This is a genomic window from Pseudomonas sp. IPO3778 (assembly GCF_013386825.1).
In the GTDB taxonomy this organism is placed as follows: Bacteria; Pseudomonadota; Gammaproteobacteria; order Pseudomonadales; family Pseudomonadaceae; genus Aquipseudomonas.
Window position 1 is genome coordinate 341,300 of record NZ_JACARC010000034.1, and the last position, 22,758, is coordinate 364,057.

The 22,758-nt window shown below is 63.4% G+C and carries 15 protein-coding genes; 13 read left to right on the top strand and 2 right to left on the bottom strand.

All coding sequences use genetic code 11. From position 1 onward, the window contains the following. Positions 1-45: 45 nt before the first annotated feature. From HX855_RS17820 to HX855_RS17875, 12 genes are all read left to right on the top strand, one after another. Positions 46-1,545 carry a YifB family Mg chelatase-like AAA ATPase gene (locus HX855_RS17820; RefSeq protein ID WP_177086599.1) on the top strand — a complete coding sequence of 500 codons (1,500 nt, stop codon included), beginning with the start codon at positions 46-48 and terminating at the stop codon, positions 1,543-1,545. Positions 1,546-1,697: 152 nt separating this feature from the next. Beyond that, positions 1,698-3,029 carry an SrfA family protein gene (locus tag HX855_RS17825; protein ID WP_177086597.1) on the top strand — a complete coding sequence of 444 codons (1,332 nt, stop codon included), beginning with the start codon at positions 1,698-1,700 and terminating at the stop codon, positions 3,027-3,029. A gap of 18 nt (positions 3,030-3,047) precedes the next feature. Next, entirely contained in the window at positions 3,048-6,116 is a 3,069-nt protein-coding gene (locus HX855_RS17830; RefSeq protein ID WP_177086595.1) for a virulence factor SrfB, read from the top strand. Next, a complete protein-coding gene (locus HX855_RS17835) occupies positions 6,113-8,842 on the top strand; it encodes a putative virulence factor (RefSeq protein WP_177086594.1) in 2,730 nt (909 codons plus the stop codon). The genes HX855_RS17830 and HX855_RS17835 overlap by 4 nt, the downstream gene beginning before the upstream one ends. Positions 8,843-8,845: 3 nt before the next feature. Next, positions 8,846-9,865, top strand: coding sequence for a hypothetical protein (locus tag HX855_RS17840; RefSeq protein ID WP_177086591.1), 1,020 nt, complete (start codon positions 8,846-8,848; stop codon positions 9,863-9,865). A gap of 14 nt (positions 9,866-9,879) precedes the next feature. Further along, positions 9,880-11,853 (top strand): vWA domain-containing protein, encoded by a 1,974-nt coding sequence (locus tag HX855_RS17845; RefSeq protein ID WP_177087108.1) that lies wholly within the window; start codon positions 9,880-9,882, stop codon positions 11,851-11,853. Between the two features lie 10 nt (positions 11,854-11,863). Continuing rightward, positions 11,864-12,577, top strand: coding sequence for an ABC transporter ATP-binding protein (locus HX855_RS17850; RefSeq protein ID WP_177087106.1), 714 nt, complete (start codon positions 11,864-11,866; stop codon positions 12,575-12,577). Next, on the top strand, positions 12,561-13,784 hold the full coding sequence (locus HX855_RS17855; protein ID WP_177086589.1) for an ABC transporter permease: 1,224 nt from the start codon (positions 12,561-12,563) through the stop codon (positions 13,782-13,784). Before HX855_RS17850 ends, HX855_RS17855 begins: the two co-directional genes overlap by 17 nt. Next, on the top strand, positions 13,774-15,318 hold the full coding sequence (locus tag HX855_RS17860) for an SUMF1/EgtB/PvdO family nonheme iron enzyme (RefSeq protein WP_177086587.1): 1,545 nt from the start codon (positions 13,774-13,776) through the stop codon (positions 15,316-15,318). Before HX855_RS17855 ends, HX855_RS17860 begins: the two co-directional genes overlap by 11 nt. 32 nt (positions 15,319-15,350) lie before the next feature. Next, a complete protein-coding gene (locus HX855_RS17865) occupies positions 15,351-16,079 on the top strand; it encodes a hypothetical protein (protein WP_177086577.1) in 729 nt (242 codons plus the stop codon). A 10-nt stretch (positions 16,080-16,089) separates the two neighbouring features. Further along, a complete protein-coding gene (locus HX855_RS17870) occupies positions 16,090-16,602 on the top strand; it encodes a hypothetical protein (protein WP_177086575.1) in 513 nt (170 codons plus the stop codon). Between the two features lie 66 nt (positions 16,603-16,668). Then, complete coding sequence (locus tag HX855_RS17875) at positions 16,669-18,075, top strand: VWA domain-containing protein (RefSeq protein WP_177086573.1); 1,407 nt, start codon at positions 16,669-16,671, stop codon at positions 18,073-18,075. 16 nt (positions 18,076-18,091) lie between these two features. Here the strand turns inward: HX855_RS17875 and HX855_RS17880 are convergent, their stop codons facing one another. After that, complete coding sequence (locus HX855_RS17880) at positions 18,092-20,068, bottom strand: methyl-accepting chemotaxis protein (protein ID WP_177086571.1); 1,977 nt, start codon at positions 20,066-20,068, stop codon at positions 18,092-18,094. 179 nt (positions 20,069-20,247) lie between these two features. Continuing rightward, positions 20,248-21,168 carry a LysR substrate-binding domain-containing protein gene (locus HX855_RS17885; RefSeq protein ID WP_177086568.1) on the bottom strand — a complete coding sequence of 307 codons (921 nt, stop codon included), beginning with the start codon at positions 21,166-21,168 and terminating at the stop codon, positions 20,248-20,250. 152 nt (positions 21,169-21,320) lie between these two features. On the opposite strand from HX855_RS17885, the gene HX855_RS17890 reads away from it, so the two are divergent. Next, positions 21,321-22,724 (top strand): NorM family multidrug efflux MATE transporter, encoded by a 1,404-nt coding sequence (locus tag HX855_RS17890; protein WP_177086566.1) that lies wholly within the window; start codon positions 21,321-21,323, stop codon positions 22,722-22,724. Positions 22,725-22,758 lie beyond the last annotated feature (34 nt).

Consider the following 22,758-nt stretch of genomic DNA (forward strand, 5'->3'; position numbering starts at 1 on the left):
CCTTGAAAAACCGCAGGAAGCGGCCACTCATTTCAAGGATCGAGCATGTCCCTCGCCATCGTCCACAGCCGCGCTCAGATTGGCGTTGAAGCCCCCGCCGTCACCGTCGAGGTGCACATGGCCAATGGCTTGCCATCGCTGACGCTGGTGGGCTTGCCGGAAACGGCGGTCAAGGAAAGCAAAGACCGCGTGCGCAGCGCCATTCTCAATTCCGCGCTGCAATACCCGTCCCGCCGCATCACCCTCAACCTAGCGCCCGCCGACCTGCCCAAGGACGGCGGGCGTTTTGATTTGGCGATTGCCCTGGGGATTCTCGCCGCCAGCGTGCAGGTGCCGACGCTGACCCTCGATAACGTGGAATGCCTGGGCGAATTGGCGTTGTCCGGCGACGTGCGTGCGGTGAAAGGGGTATTGCCGGCCGCCCTGGCAGCGCGCAAGGCCGGGCGCACCTTGATCGTGCCTCGGGCCAATGCGGAAGAGGCGTGCCTTGCCTCGGGGTTGAAGGTGATTGCGGTGGATCACCTGCTGCAAGTGGTGGCGCACCTGAATGGTCATGTGCCGATCGAGCCTTTCGTTTCCAGTGGCCTGATGTATTTGAACAAACCCTACCCCGACCTGAGTGAAGTGCAGGGCCAACTGGCGGCCAAGCGTGCGCTGTTGATTGCTGCGGCGGGCGCCCACAACCTGTTGCTCAGCGGGCCGCCGGGCACGGGCAAGACCTTGCTCGCCAGCCGTCTACCGGGATTGTTACCCCCCTTGAGTGAACACGAAGCACTGGAGGTGGCGGCGATTCAGTCGGTGGTCAGCCTGGCGCCACTGAGCCATTGGCCGCACCGGCCGTTTCGACAGCCGCACCATTCGGCATCCGGCCCGGCGCTGGTGGGCGGCGGCTCGAAACCGCAGCCGGGGGAAATCACCCTGGCCCATCACGGTGTGTTGTTTCTTGATGAGTTGCCGGAGTTTGATCGCAAGGTTTTGGAGGTGCTGCGTGAACCACTGGAATCCGGGCATATCGTGATTGCCCGCGCCCGCGACCGGGTGAGTTTCCCGGCGCGCTTTCAGCTGGTGGCGGCGATGAACCCCTGCCCTTGCGGCTACGTGGGCGAGCCGAGCGGACGCTGTCGCTGCACGCCGGAGCAGATCCAGCGCTACCGCAACAAACTCTCGGGGCCGCTGCTGGACCGGATTGACCTGCACGTGACCGTCGCCCGGGAAAGCACCGCGCTCAACCCGGGCGAACGGTCCGGGGATGACACCGCCAGCGCCTCCCTGCTCGTCGCCGACGCCAGGGAGCGCCAACAACGGCGCCAGGGCTGCGCCAACGCCTTTCTCGACCTGCCTGGGCTGCGCCAGCACTGCTCGCTGACCAAAGCCGATGAAGGCTGGCTGGAGCGCGCGTGCGAGCGGCTGACGCTGTCGCTGCGGGCGGCCCATCGTCTGCTGAAAGTCGCCCGCACCCTGGCAGACCTGGAACAGGCCGACGCGATCCGCCGCGAGCACCTGGCCGAGGCCCTGCAATACCGCCCGACAAGCCCGTCCGTATAAGCCCATACGGCTTCGCGCAAAACCAGGAACCGCCCCAGACCAATGTCAGATTGACGGCGACATCAAATTGACATTAAGGTCGCCATCTAAATCAGGGAGCGGTTACAGGCATCACGCCTGTCATTTTGCGCGAATGAGCATATGGAGTCTGGATGCGCGGGGCACTGTTACGCAGCGGTAAAAGCGGATCTTTCACAGCCCTGGGCGAAACCGGTCAACCGGTGTATCGCGCAGCGTTGCAGTTGCGCGAAGCGATTCGCCGCAAAGACCCGGAACTGGTCAAGCACCTGGCCGTTCCCCAGAGCGACGAACTCGGCAACCAGATCGACTGGTACAGCGACATCCAAGGCGACGTGATTCCCTGGAGCAGCGCCACCGAAGAAGAACGTGCGCCCGCACGGGAACAGCTCGAGGCCCTGAAAACCTCCCTGAAGGAACTCAGCCAACGCTTTATCGGCCCTGAAGGCGATGCCCAGACCGGCGATAAAGCCGTGTTCGGCAAGTTGCTCAAGCGCGTTATCCATTTCCCCGACGAAAACTTCGTGTACCTGGTGCAAGGCAAACCCGTGCTGACCTTTTGGGGTTTCGAGCATGCGAATGCCGACGCCAATCGTGACCCGCTGATGTGCCTTTACCCCCAACCCGGCGCACCGCTGGACTTCCAACTGCCGCCGGCCGAGCCTGTCGCGCCTGCCTTCACACCATTGGCCCCGGTTATCGCGCGTCCCTGGTGGCGCCGCTGGTGGTGGTGGCTGCTGCTGCCATTGTTGCTGCTGCTTCTGTTGCTGCTGCTCAGCCTGCGCGGGTGCATTCCCGGCGTGGTGCTGACCGTCCCGGGCATCACCTCGACTGAGCATCAAACACCGGATGCCGAAGCCCCGGTAGCCGTTGTCGCGGGCGTGAACGGTACGGCCATCGCCGACGGCGGCGTGCCCGTCAACGGCGCTGTAGAGGTGCCCGCAGCCGGTAACGCGGACGCCGCAAACGCGGCAGAACCCGTCGCCAAGGCAACCGAAACCGAAGCCCCGACACCTCCCGCCGAAGCGCCAAAAACACCGGCCACCGAGCAGCCCGCAACGCCCGACTCCCCGGCCACGCCCCAACCCCCCGGCGCTGCGCTGAGTATTCCGCCGACCGCAGCCGATGGCGCCGCCGACTTCCTCAATGGCCAGTACCGCGCCGGTGCCGGTATCCAGGACCGCAAGACCGGCAAGCCACTGCGCCTCGAATATCAATTCAAGGACGGCAAGGGCGAAGTCACCGTGCACCGCGCCAATGGCGTGAACTGCACCGGCCCGGTCTCGGCGGCGATGAAAGGCGGCAGCCTGTCGATCGACAGCCAGGGCCAGGCCGTGTGCGGCGACGGCAGCACCTACGACATGCCAAAGGTCGATTGTCGGCAGGGCGCGACCCGTATCGCGGACTGCACCGGCGGTTATGGAAATGACAAATTCCCCATGTCCATGCGGCAAACGGGCGAATAAGACTGGAAGACCCTGACAATGCTGCCTGAAGTCACCCAATTCGAAGATACGGTCACCCTCGTCAGTGACACCGGCATCCAGTTCATGGATTTTGCCCTGCGCCTGGACCCCCGCAAGGAACCGGCCGGCGAGTTCGCCCCCATTAACCTGGGCATCTGCCGCCTGCTCTACAACGAAGAGAAAGACTTCTACTTCTACGAGCCTGAGCCCGGGAAGATCGAAAAAGCCAAGCCGGTGTTCAGCCTCGACATGCGAAGCAGCCTGGAGCTGCTGGACGGCATCTGGCTGCCGATTCCGTTCTTCCGGTTCATGCCGCCCTACCGTTTCGACAACGGCCCGGTCAACTGGTCACGCATGCGCCTGGTCAAGTTGCCCACCCCGGACATCGACGGCAACACCCACCGGCTGACGCTGGCGTTCGACAGCCGCATCATGCAAAAGCGCAACGGCACCGCCTACCTGGCGCCGAACGAAGAAGACGTCAGCGCCGGCGTGGCCTTCAAGCTGGCAACCAACCCCGCCGAGCTGCAGGAGTTCCTCGCCCTGCCGTGGGTCAATGAATGGCTGCAAGAGTTGTTCAGCGAAGGCAACGCGCAACGCACCCGTGATGAGTTGGACGCCGACGTGCGCGCCCACCATCACCTGGCGCACTACCTCAACGTATTGAGCCTGCTGGCCAAACCTTCGCCGTCTCAGCAAAGCCAGCTGAGGGCCAAGGTCGAGATTCCCGAAATCAAAGTGGTGACCAATGGCAGCAAGGCCCTGGACGAGAAAATCCTCGTCGACCTGGTGCTGGACGTTGGCAACTCGCGCACCTGCGGCATCCTGATCGAGAACCACGGCCAGGCCGGCTCCGGGCTCAAGCAAAACTACGTGCTCGAATTGCGCGACTTGATTACCCCGGAACACACCTACAACGAGCCCTTTGAAAGCCGTGTCGAATTTGCCCAGGCCTATTTCGGCAAAGACCACTGCTCGGTCAAAAGCGGCCGGCACGATGCGTTCCAATGGGCGACCATCGCCCGGGTCGGCAGTGAGGCCGGGCGCCTGGCCAGCCGGCGCCGGGGCACCGAAGGTTCCACCGGCCTGTCGAGCCCCAAACGCTACCTGTGGGATGAAAACCCCTACAGCCATGGCTGGCGTTTCAACGCAGCCTACGTCAAGACCGACAACGAGCCCTACGCCACCGCGGCACCGTTCTCACATCTGATCAACGAAACCGGCGAAGCACTGTACAGCCTCGACGAAGACGATCGGTTGCCGGTGTTCATGCCGCGATACTCGCGCAGCTCGCTGATGACGTTCATGCTCGCCGAAGTCGTGGCCCAGGCCCTTTCGCAAATCAACAGCCCGGCCCAGCGCTCACGCCAGGGCCACACGCGCAAACCGCGCCAGCTCAACAGCATTACCCTGACCGTGCCACCGGGCATGCCCCAGGCCGAGCGCAGCATTCTCAATGAACGCCTGTTGCAAGCCATCGGCCTGGTGTGGAAAAGCCTTGGCTGGCATGACAGCGAAGACAGCCCCCACGAAGATGGCAGCACTGCGCCCACCACACCGATTCCAAGTATTCGCGTGGAATGGGACGAGGCGTCCTGCGGACAGTTGGTGTACCTGTACACCGAGGTCAACGAAAACTTTGCCGGCCACCCGGAAGAATTCTTCGCCACCCTCGCCCGTCCGGACAAGGAAGACCGTGAGCGGGTTACCCTCGCGACGATCGACATCGGCGGCGGCACCACCGACCTGGTGATCACCGATTACCGCCTCGACCGCGCCGGCAACACCAGCACCGGCAGCAACGTGCACATCGTGCCGGAGCAACGCTTTCGTGACGGTTTCAAGGTGGCCGGTGATGACATCGTGCTCGACGTGATCCAGGACTTCATCCTGCCCAGCTTCGAAAAAGCCTTGCAGGCGGCCGGGGTCAAATCCGCCGACTCGCTGATGTCGCGGCTGTGCGGCGCCGAAAACGTCGACGCCAAGGACGTGATCCTGCGCCAGCAGCTCAACCTGCAGGTCTTCACTCCGCTGGCCCTCGCGCTGCTCAAGGAATACGAACACTACGACCCCCAGACCCAGGTCGAGCTCAATACCCGCACCTACCGCGAACTGCTGGGCGACACCGCCATCAGCCCGTCCGTGCTGGAATACGTGCACAGCGCCGTGCGCCGGGACGTCGGGGCGCAGAACGGGTTTGACCTGTACGCCACGCCCATCAGCTTCGATCTGCAGCAGCTCCACGCCGCGTTCCTCAACGATCAGATCAACATCACCAAGATCCTCGGGGCGCTGTGTGAAGTGGTCGCCCATTACCCCTGCGACGTGTTGCTGCTGACCGGCCGTCCATCGCGCCTGCCGGGCATCCAGGCGTTCATTCGCAAGGTCTTGCCGCTGCCCCCGGGACGCATCCTGGCCCTGCAGAATTACCGCACCGGCGGCTGGTACCCGTTCCACAAGAACGGCCGTATCGACGATCCGAAAAGTACGGCATCGGTGGGGGCCATGCTCTGCCTGCTGTGCGCCAACCACAGCGTGCCGAACTTCTATTTCCGCGCCTCGGCGCTCAAGCCGTACTCCACCGTCAAACACATCGGGATCATCGATCAGAACAACGTGATCAAGGATGCCGACGTGCTCTACCGCGACATCGAAACCGAACCCGATAGCTACAAGATCAAGTTGCCGCTGATCGGTACCGGTGACGAAGCCGATACCCCGCAACTGGAAATGCGCGGCGACCTGCGCCTGGGCTTTCGTCAATTGGCGGCGGACCGCTGGGCCGCCTCGCCGCTCTACACCTTGTGCTTCACCAAGGCGGGTCGCGACAAGTTTTCCCGCGCGGTAGGTGAAGACGGCGCGGCACCCCTGCTCAAGGTGCGGTTTGAGGTCAAGGCCGGCGACAAGCACACCCGCAAGCAAGGCCTGGTCAGCGACCGGCTGGTGGTGCAAGGCATCGAATCCAATAGCAGCAATGTCAGCTTCAACCCGCGCAGCGACCTCGCACTGGAACTCAACACCATGCTCGACGCCGGCCTGCGCGAGACCAAATATTGGCTCGACAGCGGAAGTGTGAAACGCAAATGAATGACCTGACCCCCGAGCAAATTCAGCTTTCCGCCCGCTGGGCCGCTGTTCATGACGGTGCCGGCCAGGCGCTGGAATGGATCAGCCAGACCCGCGGCAACGCTCCGCGCCTGGACAGCGAGGCGGATAACCTCAACGTGCGCCTGCACCGCGCGCGCAACCTGGCCCAGAGCCTGGGGCGCGTGGCGACAACGCCGATGACCGTCGGGTTTTTCGGGCTGTCCCAGGCCGGCAAGTCCTACTTGATTTCGGCGCTCGCCGCCGGGAAAAACGGCAAGCTGGAAACCGAATTCGGCGGCCGTGAGGTGGACTTCATCAAGCACATCAACCCGGTCGGCAATGGCAAGGAGGCCACCGGGCTGGTAACACGCTTCAGCCGCCGGGCCACGCGCAGCGAAGACGACCAGTTCCCGGTCGAGCTGAAGCTGTTCCGGGAAATCGAGCTGGCGAAGATTCTGGCCAACTCCTGGTTCAAGGACTTCGACCTTGAGCGCATCAATTACCAGATCGACGAAGAACGCATTCAACGCGTGCTTGCGCCGTTCGAAGGGCGGGAAAACGCAGCGCTGCAAAAAGGGGTCAATGCCGACGACATCGTTTCGCTCTGGGATTACATGCGCGAGACCGCCCCCAACTCGGTAAAAAAACTCGAACACGCTTACTGGCCGAAAGTGCTGCAACTGGCGCCGCGCCTGAACTTCCAGGAACGCGCCGAGCTGTTCGCGATTCTCTGGGGCGAACAAAGCGAGCTGACCCGCGTCTACCAGCAACTGGCGGGGGCCCTGCACAAGCTCGGCTTGCCCGAGACCGTGTTTGCGCCATTGCACGCGCTGGTCAGCTTCGACGGCGATCGCTACAGCCAAAGCGACAACATCATGAACGTCGACATCCTCGAGCGCTTCGGCACCTCGCAGGACCTGCCGATCACTGTACGGCCACTGATCGACGAGCGCCTGCAAAACAGCCTGGGCATCCCGGTCTCGCAACTCGCGGCCCTGACGGTGGAGATGACCTTCCGGTTAATCGAAGCGCCAGCGGACGGCATCGTCAACCAGGTCGACCTGTTGGACTTCCCCGGCTACCGGGGCCGCAAGAGCCTGATGCAGATCGCCGACTCGTCCAGCCCCGAGTCCAGCGGTAAAGACAACTCGGTCTCGCAACTGATCTTGCGCGGCAAAGTCGCCTACCTGTTCGAACGCTACACCGACCTTCAGGAAATGAATGCGCTGGTGGTCTGCACCGCCTCCCATAAACAAAGCGACGTCAACGACGTCGGGCCGGTGCTCACCCGCTGGATCGACAAGACCCAAGGCTCGACACCGGCCTCGCGCAGCAAGCGCGAACCCGGGTTGATCTGGGCCGTGACCATGCTCGACTACCGCGTCTCCAGCGGCCTCAACCAGGAGCGCGACCAGGACGACGAAGGCTGGAGCGGCATGGTCAAGCTGACCATGCTCGAGCGTTTCGGCAGCCTGCCATGGATGAACGACTGGGCGGGCGCACCGTTTCAGAACACTTACCTGGTGCGCAAGCCGCGCTTGAACACCGGGTTCATCCAGCAAGATCAAAGCGGCCCGGAAACCGGAATCAACCCGGACAACCAGGCACGTATCAACGCCCTCGGCGACAGCTTCGCGAGTAACGCGCTGGTGGGTCGGCACATTAAAAACCCGAGCCAAGCCTGGGCTGAAATGCTCAAGTTGGACGATGGCGGCATCCGCTATTTCAGCAGCAGTTTCCAGGATGTGGCCAACATCGAGTTCAAGCTGCAGCGCATTCGTGAACAGCTGGATGAATGCATCGAAAGCCTGACGGACCACGGTCTGAGCATGTGGTACCACGCCGACGGCGACGGCGCCGCGGCGGCCAAAAAAATCCAGGCCCAGAAAATCCTCACCGGCCTGCACCCCCGTGCCAAAGTGCTCGGCGAGTTTATCCACCAGCTCGACGTGCCCGGCGAACACATTCGCAACCTGTACCTGAGTGGCGTCTACGAGGATGCCGAGGCCACCCCGCCACACGCCGAGCAGCCGGCCACAGCCACCGCCAGCACCAGCCTGTATGGCGACAGCGCCGGGTTTGATTTCGACTTCGGCGATAGCTTCGCTGAAGACGCACCCGCCCCCCACTCCGCGTCCGGCGCCCCGGTCGACAAACCGGTACCGGAGCTGCAAAGCAATGAGCATCGCTTCGCCAAAGCCGCGTTCAAAGCCTGGATCGCGCACCTGCGCGAGCTGACGACCCGCCAGAACCTGCTGAGCCTGCTGGGCCTGGAGCGGTCGCTGATCGAGGCGGTGGTGGACGAGTTGATCACCGCCGGTTATCGCCATGACCTGCCGGGCCAACTCAGCCGCGCGGTGCTCAAGCGGGCCCAGAGTGGCGCGCGCCGCGACCAGTTGGTGGAGCGTCAGGTGCTGGAAGTGCAACTGGTGCTGCGCGACTTCGTGGCGTGGTTCGGCTACATCCAGAAGCCCGTCAGCCAACGGCCGAACAGCCGCGCCGGGGCCAAGGCGCCGCTGTTTTCGTTTTACGCCGATGTCGCCCCCGGCCAACTGCCGCAGCTGCCGCCGCAACCGGCGAACCAGGCGCAACGGTTCCTCGGTGACTGGCTCTCGGGCCTGGCCTATATCACCGTGGAAAACGCCGGCCATGGCGCCGGACGTGAAATCACCCTTGAACAGAATGAACGGCTGGGCGATGTGCTCCACGCCTTCACAGCGAGATAAGTAATGCCCATTCGTGTAGATCTGCTTGCGTTAGAACCCAATGTGCCGGGTCAGGCGCGGCTGGTGGTGAAAAAATGGACCGGGGCCCAGGAGCAGTTGGAGTTTTCCATCCAGCGCAACCAGGACCACTTTTACCTCCAGGACCGTCAGCAGTGGAGCAACAGCCCGTTCTGGTTCAAGGTCACCCGCTTCAGTGCCGTCGACGAAGCACTGGAAACCCCGGTGGGCCCGGATGTGCTGAACCCGCTGCTGGAAGGCAGCGGCAATTCCAATTTCCAGATCGAACTGCGCGAACAGGGCCTGGACCACAGCGACCGTGGTGTGGTGCGCCCGGGCCTGGGCCTGCTGCCCTCGACGGCCGGCGGGCAGACTCGCTCCACTTACGATGCGACCACCCTGCAAGTACCCGAGGCCGAGCCGGAAATCCCCGAACTGCCGGAAATGGTGCTGGATCTGCCGCCGGCGGAGCCCGAGCCCGAACCCGAACCCATGGTGGCGACGCGGGAACCTGAACCTGTGTATGTCGCGCCGCCAAAGCGCAGCAACGCCGTCCTGATCGGCGCGATCATTGCCGTCGTCATCGCACTGCTGGCGGCCGTGGCGGCCTGGGTGTGGCTGCGCAACTCAGCGCCTGCACCAGCACCGGCACCCGTCGTGGCTGCACCGGTCGCCGAAGCCCAACCCTGCGATGTGGCCAACATGAACAGCCAGCCGGAACTGACCTTCGTCCAGGGCTGCATCAAGGCGGCCCCGGCCAGCGCGCAACTGCTGGAAATCATCGAAGCCGCCAAGGCCAACAAGCACTGTGGCGTCGCCCAGCGCCTGTACGCCAACCGCGCCCAAGGCGGTGACATGTTGATCGCCAACGCCTACGCCCGCGAATACGATCCCAAGTACCTCAAAGCCAGCGAGTGCTTCCAGAAACCGGACAACGCCACCGCCGCGTACTGGTACGAAACCATTCTTGGCCATGAGCCGGATAACGCCGAAGCCAAGCAGCGTTTCGAGGAGTTGCAAAAGTGAGCACGCCTACGTCCCTGAACCGCTGGGCGCTGGGCGCCGCCGCCCTGCTGGCCCTGAGCATCAGCTCGCTGGCCTGCGCCGACGACAAGCCGCTGATCCAGGAAGGCAAGAAAACCCTGTTCCAGCGCGTGTTGACCACCCCCGGCTGCAAACTCAGCCCGGCAGCAGGCGGTGCACCCGGCGCGACGCAACCGACCTTCAGCCGCTTCTACGTGTATGAACGTGCGCAAGCGGCGAACGCCGAATGGCTGAAAGTCGGCCCCGACAGCTATGGCAAAACCATTGGCTGGTTGCCGGCCGCCTGTACCACCGACTGGAAGATGCAACTGACCCTGGCCTTCACCAACCCGGCCAACCGTGACCGTCTGCTGTTTTTCAAAGAACGCGCCACCGTCGAAGGCATCCTGGATGCGCCAGACCCGGTGAGCAAAGTCGCACCGTTACGCGCCGCCCTCAAACAAGGCAAGCCGGCGCCCGGCGTACTGGCTGAAGAGCCGGCCTACTTTGTCGACCTGCAGAAGCAGTTCTATTTGCTGCCGGTACTCAGTGGCGAAGAAGTGATGACCGAAGGCGGCTTTCGCACGCGCCTGCTGAACGTTGCCTCGGTCAGCAAGGCCGATGATGCCGGCAGCCAGAACACGGCCGGCACCGGCAACGCCGACCCGGCCGCCGCCAACGCCACCAGCCAGTTGAAGGAGTTCAGTGCGGCAGTGGTGTTTGTCATCGACTCGACCATCTCCATGGACCCGTATATCGACCGCACCCGCGAGGCGATCCGCAAGGTCTACCAACAGATCGAAGCGCAGAACCTCGGCAAGCAGGTGAAATTCGGCCTGGTCGCCTTCCGCTCCAGCACCAAGGCAGTGCCGGGCCTGGACTACGTCAGCAAAATGTACGCCGACCCGAATCAGGTCAAGGACAGTGCCGACTTCCTCGCCAAGGTCGCCGACCTCAAGCAGGCCAAGGTCTCCAGCAGCAGCTTCGATGAAGATGCGTTCGCCGGCGTGATGCACAGCATCGACAAGGTCGACTGGACCCAATTCGGCGCGCGCTACGTGGTGCTGATCACCGACGCCGGTGCCATCGAGGGCGACAACAAGCTTTCGCAAACCGGCCTCAGCGCTTCACAGGTTCGCCTCGAAGCGGCCAACCCGGGCGTGGCGATCTACACCCTGCACCTGAAAACACCGGCGGGCATCAAGGACCACGCCAAGGCCGAGGCGCAGTACCAGAACCTCTCGACCTACCCCGGCACCAACACCTCGCTGTACTACCCGGTAAACGCCGGTGACTTACAAGAGTTCGGGCGAAAGGTTGACTCCCTGGCCGCCGCCATCACCTCCCAGGTGAAGGCCGCCTATCTGGGCGAAGACGCCATCGGCAGCGCGCTGAACGCCAAGGCCGAGCCGGGCGACAAGAAGATGCTCGAAGACGCCGCACTGATCGGCCACGCGATGCAGCTGGCCTACCTCGGCGAGAAGACCAACAGCAAGGCGCCCCCCGTCTTCAAGGCCTGGATCACCGACCGCGACCTGATCAAGCAAAACATCCCGACCACCGATGTTCGGGTGTTGCTGACCAAATCCCAGCTCAGCGACTTGAGCGCGGTGATGAAGCAGATTCTCGACGCGGCCAACGAAGGCCTGATTTCGCCAACCGAAATGTTTGACCGCCTGCGCTCGGTGGCGGCGACCATGGGCGCCGACCCCAATCAGCTCAAGCAGAACAGCAACGCCAAGCTGGCGGACATGGGCGTGCTGGGTGAATACCTTGAGGGCCTGCCGTACCAGAGTGAAGTGCTGAACCTGGATGAAGAAACCTGGAAGAGCTGGGATGGCCTGGCTCAGGAAAAATTCATCCGCACGCTGAACACCAAGCTGCGCCATTACCAGCGCTACAACGCCGATGTCGACCGCTGGGTCGCCCTCGCCAAAAACAGCGACGCCCGGGACAACGTGTACCCGGTGCCCCTGGAAATGATGCCGTAAGCCCATGCCGATTCTTGATATCGACAACCTGCTGGTGCGCCGTGGCGACGGTGCGCAAGCGCATCAGGTGCGCCTGCCACGCTTGCAGGTGGGCGCCGGGGAAATCCTCGCGATCACCGGCGAGAGCGGCTGCGGCAAGAGCACCTTGCTCGAAGCCCTCGGCCTGCTGCTGGCACCGGTGGAGCTCGGGCGTTTTCAGCTCTGCCCGAGTGCGGCAGGCGCACAGCCGCTGGATATCGCCCGGTTACTTGGCAACAACGATCAACCGGCGCTGGCCGCCGTGCGTTCGCGGCACCTGGGGTTCATTTTGCAGAGCGGCGGCTTGCTGCCGTTTCTCAGTGTGCGCGACAACATCTGCCTGCCGCGCCGGCTGCTTGGCATGCCGCTGCACAGCGCGCACATCGACCACGCAGTCGACGTATTGCGCCTGGGCGGGCTGCTCGAAAAACGCCCACAGGCATTGTCCATCGGTGAGCGGCAACGGGTCGCCTGCGTACGTGCCATCGCCCATGAGCCGCCGCTGTTATTGGCCGACGAACCCACCGCAGCACTCGACCCACACAGCGCGCGGCGCTTGTTTGAATTGCTGCTGAGCCTGGTGGCCAACCTGGGTTTGAGCGCGCTGGTGGTGTCCCATGACTGGGCACTGCTGAAGGATTTTGGCTTGCCGCGCCTGGGTGCGGTCAGCCGTCAGGGAGAAACACGGTTTGAACCGATGGATTGACCGCCTGCACCTGCTTGGCAAGCTCGCCCTGGAAGACCTCTGGCACGACCGCAAAGTGTCCCTGTGCATCGCCGCCTCGCTGGTAGCGGTGATCGCGCCGTTGCTGCTGCTGTTCGGCCTCAAGCATGGCGTGGTCAGCCAGTTGCAGGAGGAGTTGTTGCGGGACCCGCGCAACCTCGAAATCAAAATGCTCAGCAGCGGCAACTACGACAACGCCTGGGTCGACGCGCTGCGCCAGCGTCCCGAAACCGGTTTTGCCATTGGCCAGACCCGTACGCTGAACACCCAGGCCGACCTGTTTGTGGGGATGCAACGGTTTGTCGAGGGCGCCGAGATCATCCCGACCGAGACCGGTGACCCGCAGCTGGGCGCGGGAGCACTGACGCCCACCGGCAACCAGGTGATCCTCAGCGAGCGGGCCGCGCAGCGCCTGCAGGTCAAGGCCGGCGACAGCGTGCGCCTGCGGGCCGAGCGCCGGCTGGAGGGGCGCAACGAGCGCGGCGAGCTGAACCTCAGCGTGCTGGCCGTTCTCGACAGCGCGCGCTTCGGGCGGGCCGCCGGGTTCGTCGCACCGCCGCTGCTGCTGAGCCTGGAACACTTTCGCGACGGATATCAGGTCACCGCTTTCGGCGTCGACACCGGCAAATCCCTGGCTGACCTGCAACCGCTGTACGCCCGCGCCAGGGTATATGCCCGCGACATCGACCAGGTCGCCCCGCTGGAGCGCTGGCTGAACGCGCAACGGATTGAAACCTCCAGTCGCCTGGCTGATATCGATAATGTGAAAGCCATCAACCACGTGCTCGGGCTGATCTTCAGCGTCATCGCCCTGGCGGCGCTGATCGGCTGCGTGGCGTCGATGGTCGGCGCGTTCCTGGCGAACATCGATCGCAAACGTAAAAGCCTTGCGGTGCTGCGCCTGCTGGGGTTCAACCGCCCGGCCGTGGCCGGTTTCGTGGTGCTGCAAGCCTTGCTGTTGAGCCTGGCCGGTTACCTCGGCGGGCTGCTGTTTTATTTCGTTGGCAGTCAGCTGTTCGACCATTTGCTGGGCAGCAGCCAGGCCACCGGCACCTTCGTGTGCCACATCACTGTCGGGCACGGCCTTGCGGCTCTGCTGCTGACCTTTTTGGTCGCGGGCCTGGTGGCCGTCATCGGCGCCGTGCGCGCGATCAGCATTGAACCTGCGGAGAGTCTGCGTGAGCTATAAACGTTTTGCCTGGCTATTGCCCCTGAGCCTCGGCCTGGGCTACACGCTTGACGCCTCGGCTGCAGGCTGGGACGAGAAATACTACAACCCGATGCCTGCGGAAAATGACGTGGTATTGCCGATGCCCTGCGATGGCTCGATGGTGTTCCGCAAGGTGTTCATTCCCGTCACCGGGCCGCTCGACGACTACCCGATCAGCATCGGCCAGGACGGCGCGGAATACGGCTACGTGGAGCAGACTCGCCCGACGTTCATTGCCGGCAGCTTCACCGCCGCCAAGGGTGACAAGTCGCGTTACTACCTGCTGGCCAAGTACGAAATGAGCGAGCTGCAATACGCCGCCCTCACCGAGACGACCTGCCCCACCGCGTCGACCAAAATGCGCCTGCCGCAGGTCTCGATCAGTTGGGTGCAGGCGGTCGACGCCGCCGACAAATACAACCTGTGGCTGCGCAAAAATGCCGCCGACACGTTGCCCAAGGAAGACGGCGCGCTGGGTTTCCTGCGCCTGCCCACGGAGACCGAATGGGAGTTTGCCGCCCGCGGCGGGCTGGCCGTCAGCGCCGCCGAATTCCGCGATACACGCTACCCGATGCCGGACGGCCTGAATGCCTACGAGTGGTTTGCCGGATCGCAGTCGTCCAACGGCAAGCTGCAACTGACCGGTCTGCAAAAGCCCAACCCGCTGGGCCTGCACGACATGCTCGGCAACGCCGACGAGATGATGTTCGAGCCGTTTCGCCTGAACAAACTCGACCGCCAGCACGGCCAGGCCGGCGGCTACGTCGTACGCGGCGGCAACTACCTGACCGCCCAGGCCGACCTGCGCACTGCCCAGCGCAAGGAAGAATCGTATTACAACGCCGATGGCCAGGTGAAAAACAAAACCACCGGGCTACGCCTGGCGCTGGTGTCGCCGACCCTGACCTCACGCGAGCGAGTCGCCAGCATCGAAAGCAGTTGGAAGAAACTCGGTACCGGCGCCAACGCAACGGCCGCCCCAGGCACTGCGCAAGCCCTGAGTTCCCTGGCCTCGGGCGTCGAAGACAAAGCCCTCAAGGAAAAACTCCAGGCCCTGGAAACCCAACTGCGCGCCAGCAACCAGCAGCAGGAAGAAACCCGCGACCAGGCGATCCGCGCCAGCCTCAACCTCGGCGCCTTCCTGTGCACCAAGATGCTCGATGACGGCCAGTACGTGGACTTCCTGCAAAAGAACTACGCGCTCAATTGCGAAGCCGCCGAGAAAGACCCGAGCTGCGACATGCGCAAAGGCAAGCTCGACGAACAGAAAGACCGCCTGCACAAACTCAGCCGTTACTACGCCAGCAGCCTAGTGGAGTCGGGCACTTTGTACGGCCAGCCACTGCTCGAAGCGCAAGTGCCGGTGATGGAAGAGATCATCTCGCGCAACAAACAGCTGCAAGACCTTAAACCGTACCTGCGCACCCACTGGGCCAACCAGAAGACCTTCCTGCAAAAGCAGAAGATCGACACAGACGCCTGGCTGAAAAGCTGCAAGTCCGTCACTCAATAAAAACCTTCAACACCGCTATCAGGAGCAACACCATGCCACGCAGCCTCTGGACTCGTTTCAAGCTACAGATCGCCGTCATCCTCACCGGTAGCCTGTTGCTGGGCGGTTGCGCAAGCACCGGCAGTTCGATGGTCGAGACCAACAAGACCGACCCACGCCTGACCCAAGGCAGTGACGCGCAGTTCTTCAGCAAATCCGGTTACCAGGCCTGCGCCGTGGGTGCCGGTATCGGCATCCTCAGCTGCGCGCTGTCCAACAGCAGCAACAAGGCCGTGTGCGCCGTGGCGGCCGGTATCACCGCGTGTGGCGTGGCGATGGGCGCCAACTACTACCTGGACCAGCGTCGCAGCGAATACTCCAACACCGGCCAGCGCCTGACCAAGATGAACAATGACGTGCAACAAGATACCCAGAACGTCATCGCCCGCACCGCCACCGCCCAGCAAGTGATCAACGACGACCAGACGCGCATCGCCCAGATCAAGCAGGCCATGGCCAGCGGCAAAATCAACAAAGCCAAGGCCCAGACCGACATTGCCGAGATCGACAACAACATCGCGATCATGCGCAAAGACCTGGCCAACATGCGCAACAAGGCCAGCGAATACGCCAAAGTGGCCCAGCAGGAACGCCAGGACGGTGCCGGCCCGGAGATCAAGCAAGTCGACGCCAGCATTGCGAAAATGAACGAGAAAGTGGCCGCACTGCAAAAAGAAGTCGACGGCCTTTACACCCAACGCTCCGCAATCACCCTGGGCTGAGAAACCAACCATGAGCACTGTTAAACACTGGCTCGGGTTGACGGCCATTCTGGCCCTCGCCGGGTGTGCAACGCCTCCCGGCAGCTGCGACGCGGGCAATCGTGACAGCAGCATGCTGACCAAGATGAATTGCGATTACTCCGGCGGCTACAGCGATCAGATCAAGCAGAAAGAAGCCGCGCTGACCGCCTCCCGCGAAGAGAATGCGATGTTCCATCAGGTCTACGAAAACATCGCCGCACAGCAGGCCAACACCCGCCGCGACCTGGCCACCCAGCAACAAGCCCAGGCGCAGTTGAACCAGTCACTGGGGCAATTGCTGGCCACCCTGAAAAAGCGCCGCGCCAACCAGGGCGCCGTGCAGCAGCAGGTCGCCAGCCTTGAGCAGCAACTCAAGGCCAATCAAGCCCAGGCCCCCGCGGGCTCAGCCACACCGGCGCAACTGGCAGCCAAGCAGGAGCAGTTGAAAGCCTTGCAGAAAAAGGTCAACCAGCTGCAATTCAGCCTCGGCTACGAAGAGTAAGACCGCGCCTTCGCCACTTTGCAGGCATCTCACGGGATGCCTGCTCCATTTTCAGGAATCGCCTTCATGCAACGGGTCATCAGGGACACACACGCCGTCCCGGACGGAACAAGCGCGCAGCAAAGCAAAGTCGCGCTCATCCAGAAACACCTTCCGCCGGTGGCTGCGAGTCTGTTTGCGATCCCGCGCACGGGCGCCGATGGCATCGTCGAGTGGTGGACTGAACTCGGCGGCCAGCCGACCCCCTACGCCGACCTGGACAAGGACAGCCAGCGACGCCTGCTGCAAACCTTTCAACAGCGCCAGGACGCCATCCGCCAACTCGCCGATGAGTTGAGAAAACGCGATCAGCCCGATACCGCCCATCAGCTGGAATCGCTGATGGGCGAACCGATTCCGGGCGACCTCTACAGCCTCAACGGCGAGCCGCTGGTGATCCGCTGGGACACGCCGCGAGCGCCAAAAGTCATGCCGCCGCCGCTGGTCCCGCCGGCAGCAGCGGTGGCCCCGGTGGCCGCCGGCTCAAAGGGATGGCGCCTGGCTGCACTGTTGCTCGGTCTGTTGCTGTTGCTACTGCTGTTGCTCGCGCTGTGGGCCTGGTGGTTCTGGCGACCGGCGCCGGTGGTCGAACCCGTGGCCCCGTCGCCCATCGTCGAACCGGCAAAAGTGGTCGCCCCGGACCCCGAGCCGGAGCCGGAGCCCGTTGTGGTACCGGAGCCAGAACCCGAACCTGCGCCACCGCCACCGCCGCCGCCCAAGCCGGAGCCTGTGGCCAAGCCCGCCCCGCCGCCGTCCCTGGACAACTACGCCTGCCGCAAAGGTGCCGCAAAAGTCGAGACACCGCAGTTCGTGGTGGTACTCGACACTTCCGGCTCGATGATGTTGAACATCAAGGCCGTGAAGGCTGACGAGGACTGGTTCTTCGGCAACTCCCTCAACCGCTACACCGACGTTCGCCGGGCGCAACAGATTTTCCAGCCGCCCAACCGAATGGACGTGGCCGCCGATTCCCTGAACGGCATGATCAAGGCGCTGGACCCGAAAATCGATATGCGCCTGATTACCTTCGCCGGTTGCGAGAGCACCCCGGACCACGGGGTCTTCCGGTTTGGTGATCGCCCTCGCTTGATGTCCGGCATTCGCGGGCTGGTAGGCAACGACGGCACACCCTTGGCCGCGAGCCTGGAAAAAGCCGCCAGCACGGTGGATGGGCGTAATCGTGATGCAATGATCGTGATGTTCATTGACGGTGAAGACGGCTGCCAGCAGGACGCTTGCGCGGTGTCGCGACGTGTCGCCCAGCAGCAGCCGCGACTGCGGGTCAACGTGGTGAACATAGGTGTCGCCGGAGCATCGCGCTGCATCGCCGAAAATACCGGCGGGCGTACCTACGCCAGCACCGATGCGGCTGAACTGGCCAAAGTGCTGAAACTGGCCACCAAGGAAGTCTCCAGCAGCGCGGATTGCAAGTAGGTCTCTATACCGCCATTCAGCGGAAGCGGTCGACTTCCTGGCGCAAGCCCGCCGCCAGGGTCTCCAGTTCCTTGGCGGTAATCGCCAGGTTCGACACCACTTCCCGCTGCTCGCTGTTGGCCAGGGCAATGCTCTGCAAGTTGCTGCTCAGCAGGGTCGCCGTGCTGCTCTGCTCCTGGGTGGCGGTGGTAATCGCCGCAAACTGCTGGCCCGCCGAGCGGCTTTGCTCGTCGATCCGCGCCAGGGCCGAAGCCACGTCAGCATTGCGTGCCAGGCCTTCCTGCATCAGCACGTTGCCTTGCTCCATGGTGCTGATGGCGTTGCCGGTTTCCTGCTGGATACTCTGGATCATCACGGAAATCTCGTCCGTGGCCTGACGGGTGCGCGACGCAAGGTTGCGTACTTCGTCGGCGACCACCGCAAACCCGCGCCCTTGCTCACCGGCCCGTGCGGCTTCAATGGCGGCGTTGAGCGCCAGCAGGTTGGTCTGTTCGGCAATCGCGGTGATCACCCCGACGATTCCGCCGATTTCCTGGGAGCGCTGGCCCAGGGTGTTGATCACTGTGGCCGTGCTGTTCAGCGCGGTGGCGATGTGTTCCAGGGACGAAGACGCCTCTTGCATCGAGGTGCGGCCGATCTTGGTCTGCGCCGCGTTGTCCTGGGCCAGGCGCTCGGTGTTGCCCATGTTGTCGGCGATGTTCAGCGAGGTGGCGCTGAACTCTTCCACCGCGCCGGCCATGCTGGTGATTTCGCCGGACTGTTGTTCCATGCCCTCATACGCACCGCCGGACAAACCCGACAGCGCCTGGGCACGGCTGTTGACGTCTTCAGCCGCCTTGCGAATGTGGGACACCATGGTCGACAGCGCTTCGCCCATCTGGTTGAAACTGCGGGCCAACTGGCCAATCTCGTCGTGGCTGGAAACGTTCAGCCGCGCGCTCAAATCACCAGCACCCAGCGCTTCCGCCTGGCGCACCAAGTCGCCCAATGGCTGCAACTTGCTGCGCAGCAGCCAGACCGCCGCGCCCACCGCCAGCAGCATCGCCAGCACGCTGCCGATCACCAGGCGTATGCCCACCGACCAGGTCACCGCCCGAATTTCGGCTTTCGGCATGCTCGCCACCACCGTCCACGGGCCGCCTTCAAACGGCACCGCGACGCTGTAGAAGTCTTCGCTCTTGTCGCTCCAGAAACGCCCGCTGCCGGGCTTGGCGGCCAACTCGAGCATCACCGTAATCGACTGATCCAGCGCCTGCACACCCGCCGGCGGCACCAGCCAATGCTTCTGTTCATCCAGCAGCGCCAGGGAGCCGGTCTGGCCGATGCGGAAGCGCTTGAGGTTCTCGAACTGGGCGTTCTGGGCGTCGGTGTAGTCGAAGCCGACAAACAGCACCGCAATCACTTTGCCGCTGGCGTCGCGCACCGGGCTGTATTGGGTCATGTAGGAACGATCGAACAACACCGCACGGCCAACGTAGCCCTGCCCGCCGAGCAGACGTTGATAGGCCGGGTGCTGGTGATCCAGCGCCGTACCGATGGCGCGGCTGCCGTCCTGCTTGGTCAGGGAGGTGCTGACGCGGATAAAATCCTCGCCGCTGCGCACGAACAAGGTCGCCACGCCACCGGACATCTGCTTGAACTCATCAACTTCAGCGAAGTTGTTGTTCAGCACTTCCTCACCCAGGTACAGGCCTGGGGTCTGCACGCCCGCGACGGTGACCGGTTCTCCCGGACGTACGGCCAAGCCGGCGCTGAAGCGCTTCTCAAACAGCCCGCTCAAACGCTGGGTACTTTCGCGCAAGGTGCTGTGGAAGGTATTGAGTTGGTCAGCCAGCAACCGGGCCTCGCTGGCCAGGTGTTCCTCGCGGGTGTCGAGGTTGGCGGAGTCCAGCGAACGCAGGGCGAACACTGTGCTGCCGCTGATGACGACAGCCAGTATCACGGCGAGGGCGAGCCCCAGTTGAGAGGCGATCCGGGCGCGAGGTTGGGACATGAAGGCTCCTGGCCGAGGCCAGGATCATCCTGATCTCATAGCGCTGCTCGGCAAAATTCTAATAGGGGAAACGGTGTAGAACGGTAGTTCCAACAACCCTACTTCGGCGGGCCGACTCAATACTTGAGCGATTCGCAGGGGTATCACGCAAACGATTGCTGCGCCGCGGCGCAATTCCTTCAATCGAGGCGCTTGACCTGGGGCAACTCCATTGCCTGGACCTCACCCTGGAGAAAATCTGCCAGCCGGCGCAAACGCTCGCCCCCCGGACGGGTTTTCGGCCACACCAAATAGTAATTTTCCCCACTGGCCACGGCGGTAGGCCAGGGCAGACTCAAGCGGCCCTGGGCCACGTCTTCGGCCACCATCAGCAAGTCGCCCATGGACACGCCATAACCCCGGGCCGCGGCAATCATGCCCAACTCCAAGGTGTCGAACACTTGCCCGCCCCTGAGCGAAACCTGGGATGACAGGCCCATGCGCTCCAGCCAGTAGCGCCAGTCACGCCGGTCGGGCGTGGGGTGCAGCAATTCGGCCGTGGCCAGCCGCGTGACATCCCAGGGCCCGTCGCTCAACAGGTTCGGCGCGCCCACCGGGATCAGCATTTCCGCAAACAGGTAGCTGGCTTCCCAGTCGAGCGGGAAATGGCCATTGCTCAGCAACACCGCGCAATCGAACGGCTCCTGGTTGAAATCCACCTCATCGATGCTCATCCACGCGCTGGTCAGTTGCACTTCATTGCCCGGCTGCAAATGCCGGAAGCGACTGAGCCGCGCCAGCAGCCAGCGCATGGTCAGGGTGGACGGCGCCTTCATGCGCAGAATGTCGTCCTCCGCGTTCAACGTATGGCAGGCGCGCTCCAGGGCCGCAAACCCTTCACGCACTCCCGGCAGCAACAGGCGGGCCGCCTCGGTGAGTTGCAAGGTGCGGCCGCTGCGCAGGAACAGGCGGCAGGCAAAATGCTCTTCCAGGGTCCGAATGTGCCGGCTCACCGCGCTTTGGGTAATCGATAATTCTTCCGCCGCCCGCGTGAACGAGTTGTAGCGGGACGCGGCTTCAAACGCGCGCAAGGCGTAAAGAGGAGGAAGACGACGAGACATGGCGAAAGCTCCGACGGCGCAATATCGAAACCCTACCAGAATCACTCAGGCATGAGTTTTAATCATGTGAACCATCGCATTTATCCCTTTGTGTAAAGCGCTGTGAGCGCCGAGAATCAACCCTTCCACTCTTCCCTGACTTTTTGAGCGTGATGATCATGCAGCATCCGGCACGTACCGAACTCTGGGCCATTCTGCGGCTGTCAGGGCCGCTGATTGCCTCTCAGTTGGCCCACATGCTGATGGTGCTGACCGACACCCTGATGATGGCCCGCCTGAGCCCCGAGGCCCTGGCCGGCGGCGGCCTGGGTGCGGCAAGCTATTCGTTCGTGGCGATCTTCTGCATCGGCGTGATCGCGGCCGTGGGTACGCTGGTCGCCATCCGTCAGGGCGCGGGCGACATTGAAGGCGCCACCCGGCTGACCCAGGCCGGGCTATGGCTGGCCTGGTTGATGGCGCTGGTGGCCGGCGTGCTGCTGTGGAACCTCAAGCCAGTGCTGCTGATGTTTGGCCAGACCGAAACCAACGTCGACTCCGCCGGCCAGTTCCTGACCATCCTGCCGTTCGCCCTGCCCGGCTACCTGACGTTCATGGCCCTGCGCGGCTTCACCAGCGCCATCGGCAAAGCCAAGCCGGTGATGGTCATCAGCCTGGGCGGCACGGTGATCAACTACCTGCTCAACCACGCACTGATCGAAGGCATGTTCGGCCTGCCAAAACTCGGGCTGGTGGGCATTGGCCTGGTCACGGCCATCGTCGCCAACTGCATGGCCCTGGCGCTGGTCTGGTACATCAAATACAACCGCGCCTACGACGCCTACCCGCTCGGCAAGGGGCTGTTGCGGCCCAACCTGCAGTATCTGCGGGAGCTGTGGCGCCTGGGCCTGCCGATTGGCGGCACCTACGCGGTGGAGGTCGGTTTGTTTGCCTTCGCGGCGCTGTGCATGGGCACCATGGGCAGCACCCAATTGGCGGCGCACCAGATCGCCCTGCAGATTGTGTCGGTGGCGTTCATGGTGCCGGCAGGGATGTCTTACGCGATCACCATGCGCATCGGCCAGCATTACGGTGCCGGGAACCTGCTGGAAGCGCGGCTCGCCGGGCGGGTCGGGATCGGCTTCGGCGCCCTGGTGATGCTGTGCTTTGCCGTGGTGCTGTGGCTGTTCTCGCACCAATTGATCGGCTGGTTCCTCGACCAGCATGACCCGGCATTTCGCGACGTGATCAACCTCGCGGTCAGCCTGCTGGCGGTGGCGGCGTGGTTTGAACTGTTCGACGGTGTGCAGACCATCGCCATGGGCTGCATTCGCGGGCTCAAGGATGCCAAGACCACGTTCCTGGTCGGGCTGGGCTGCTATTGGCTGATCGGCGCACCGGCTGCCTGGCTGATGGCGTTCAATCTTGGTTGGGGGCCGACGGGCGTGTGGTGGGGCCTGGCCCTGGGCCTGGCGTGCGCGGCAGTCAGCCTGACCTGGGCGTTTGAACGGAAGATGAAGCGGATGATTCGCCAGGAGCCTGAAACCCACCGCGGGTTTCAAGCCGCACAGCCTGAGTAACGGCTGTACTCGGTCAGTGTAGGAGTTGGCTTAT

Excerpts from the sequence above, each read along its gene's own strand:
- HX855_RS17870 (WP_177086575.1), top strand. The coding sequence starts at position 16,090 with ATGAGCACTGTTAAACACTGGCTCGGGTTGACGGCCATTCTGGCCCTC.
- HX855_RS17835 (WP_177086594.1), top strand. The coding sequence starts at position 6,113 with ATGAATGACCTGACCCCCGAGCAAATTCAGCTTTCCGCCCGCTGGGCC.
- HX855_RS17890 (WP_177086566.1), top strand. The coding sequence starts at position 21,321 with ATGATCATGCAGCATCCGGCACGTACCGAACTCTGGGCCATTCTGCGG.
- HX855_RS17885 (WP_177086568.1), bottom strand. The coding sequence starts at position 21,168 with ATGTCTCGTCGTCTTCCTCCTCTTTACGCCTTGCGCGCGTTTGAAGCC.
- HX855_RS17865 (WP_177086577.1), top strand. The coding sequence starts at position 15,351 with ATGCCACGCAGCCTCTGGACTCGTTTCAAGCTACAGATCGCCGTCATC.
- HX855_RS17825 (WP_177086597.1), top strand. The coding sequence starts at position 1,698 with ATGCGCGGGGCACTGTTACGCAGCGGTAAAAGCGGATCTTTCACAGCC.
- HX855_RS17820 (WP_177086599.1), top strand. The coding sequence starts at position 46 with ATGTCCCTCGCCATCGTCCACAGCCGCGCTCAGATTGGCGTTGAAGCC.
- HX855_RS17840 (WP_177086591.1), top strand. The coding sequence starts at position 8,846 with ATGCCCATTCGTGTAGATCTGCTTGCGTTAGAACCCAATGTGCCGGGT.
- HX855_RS17880 (WP_177086571.1), bottom strand. The coding sequence starts at position 20,068 with ATGTCCCAACCTCGCGCCCGGATCGCCTCTCAACTGGGGCTCGCCCTC.
- HX855_RS17830 (WP_177086595.1), top strand. The coding sequence starts at position 3,048 with ATGCTGCCTGAAGTCACCCAATTCGAAGATACGGTCACCCTCGTCAGT.
- HX855_RS17875 (WP_177086573.1), top strand. The coding sequence starts at position 16,669 with ATGCAACGGGTCATCAGGGACACACACGCCGTCCCGGACGGAACAAGC.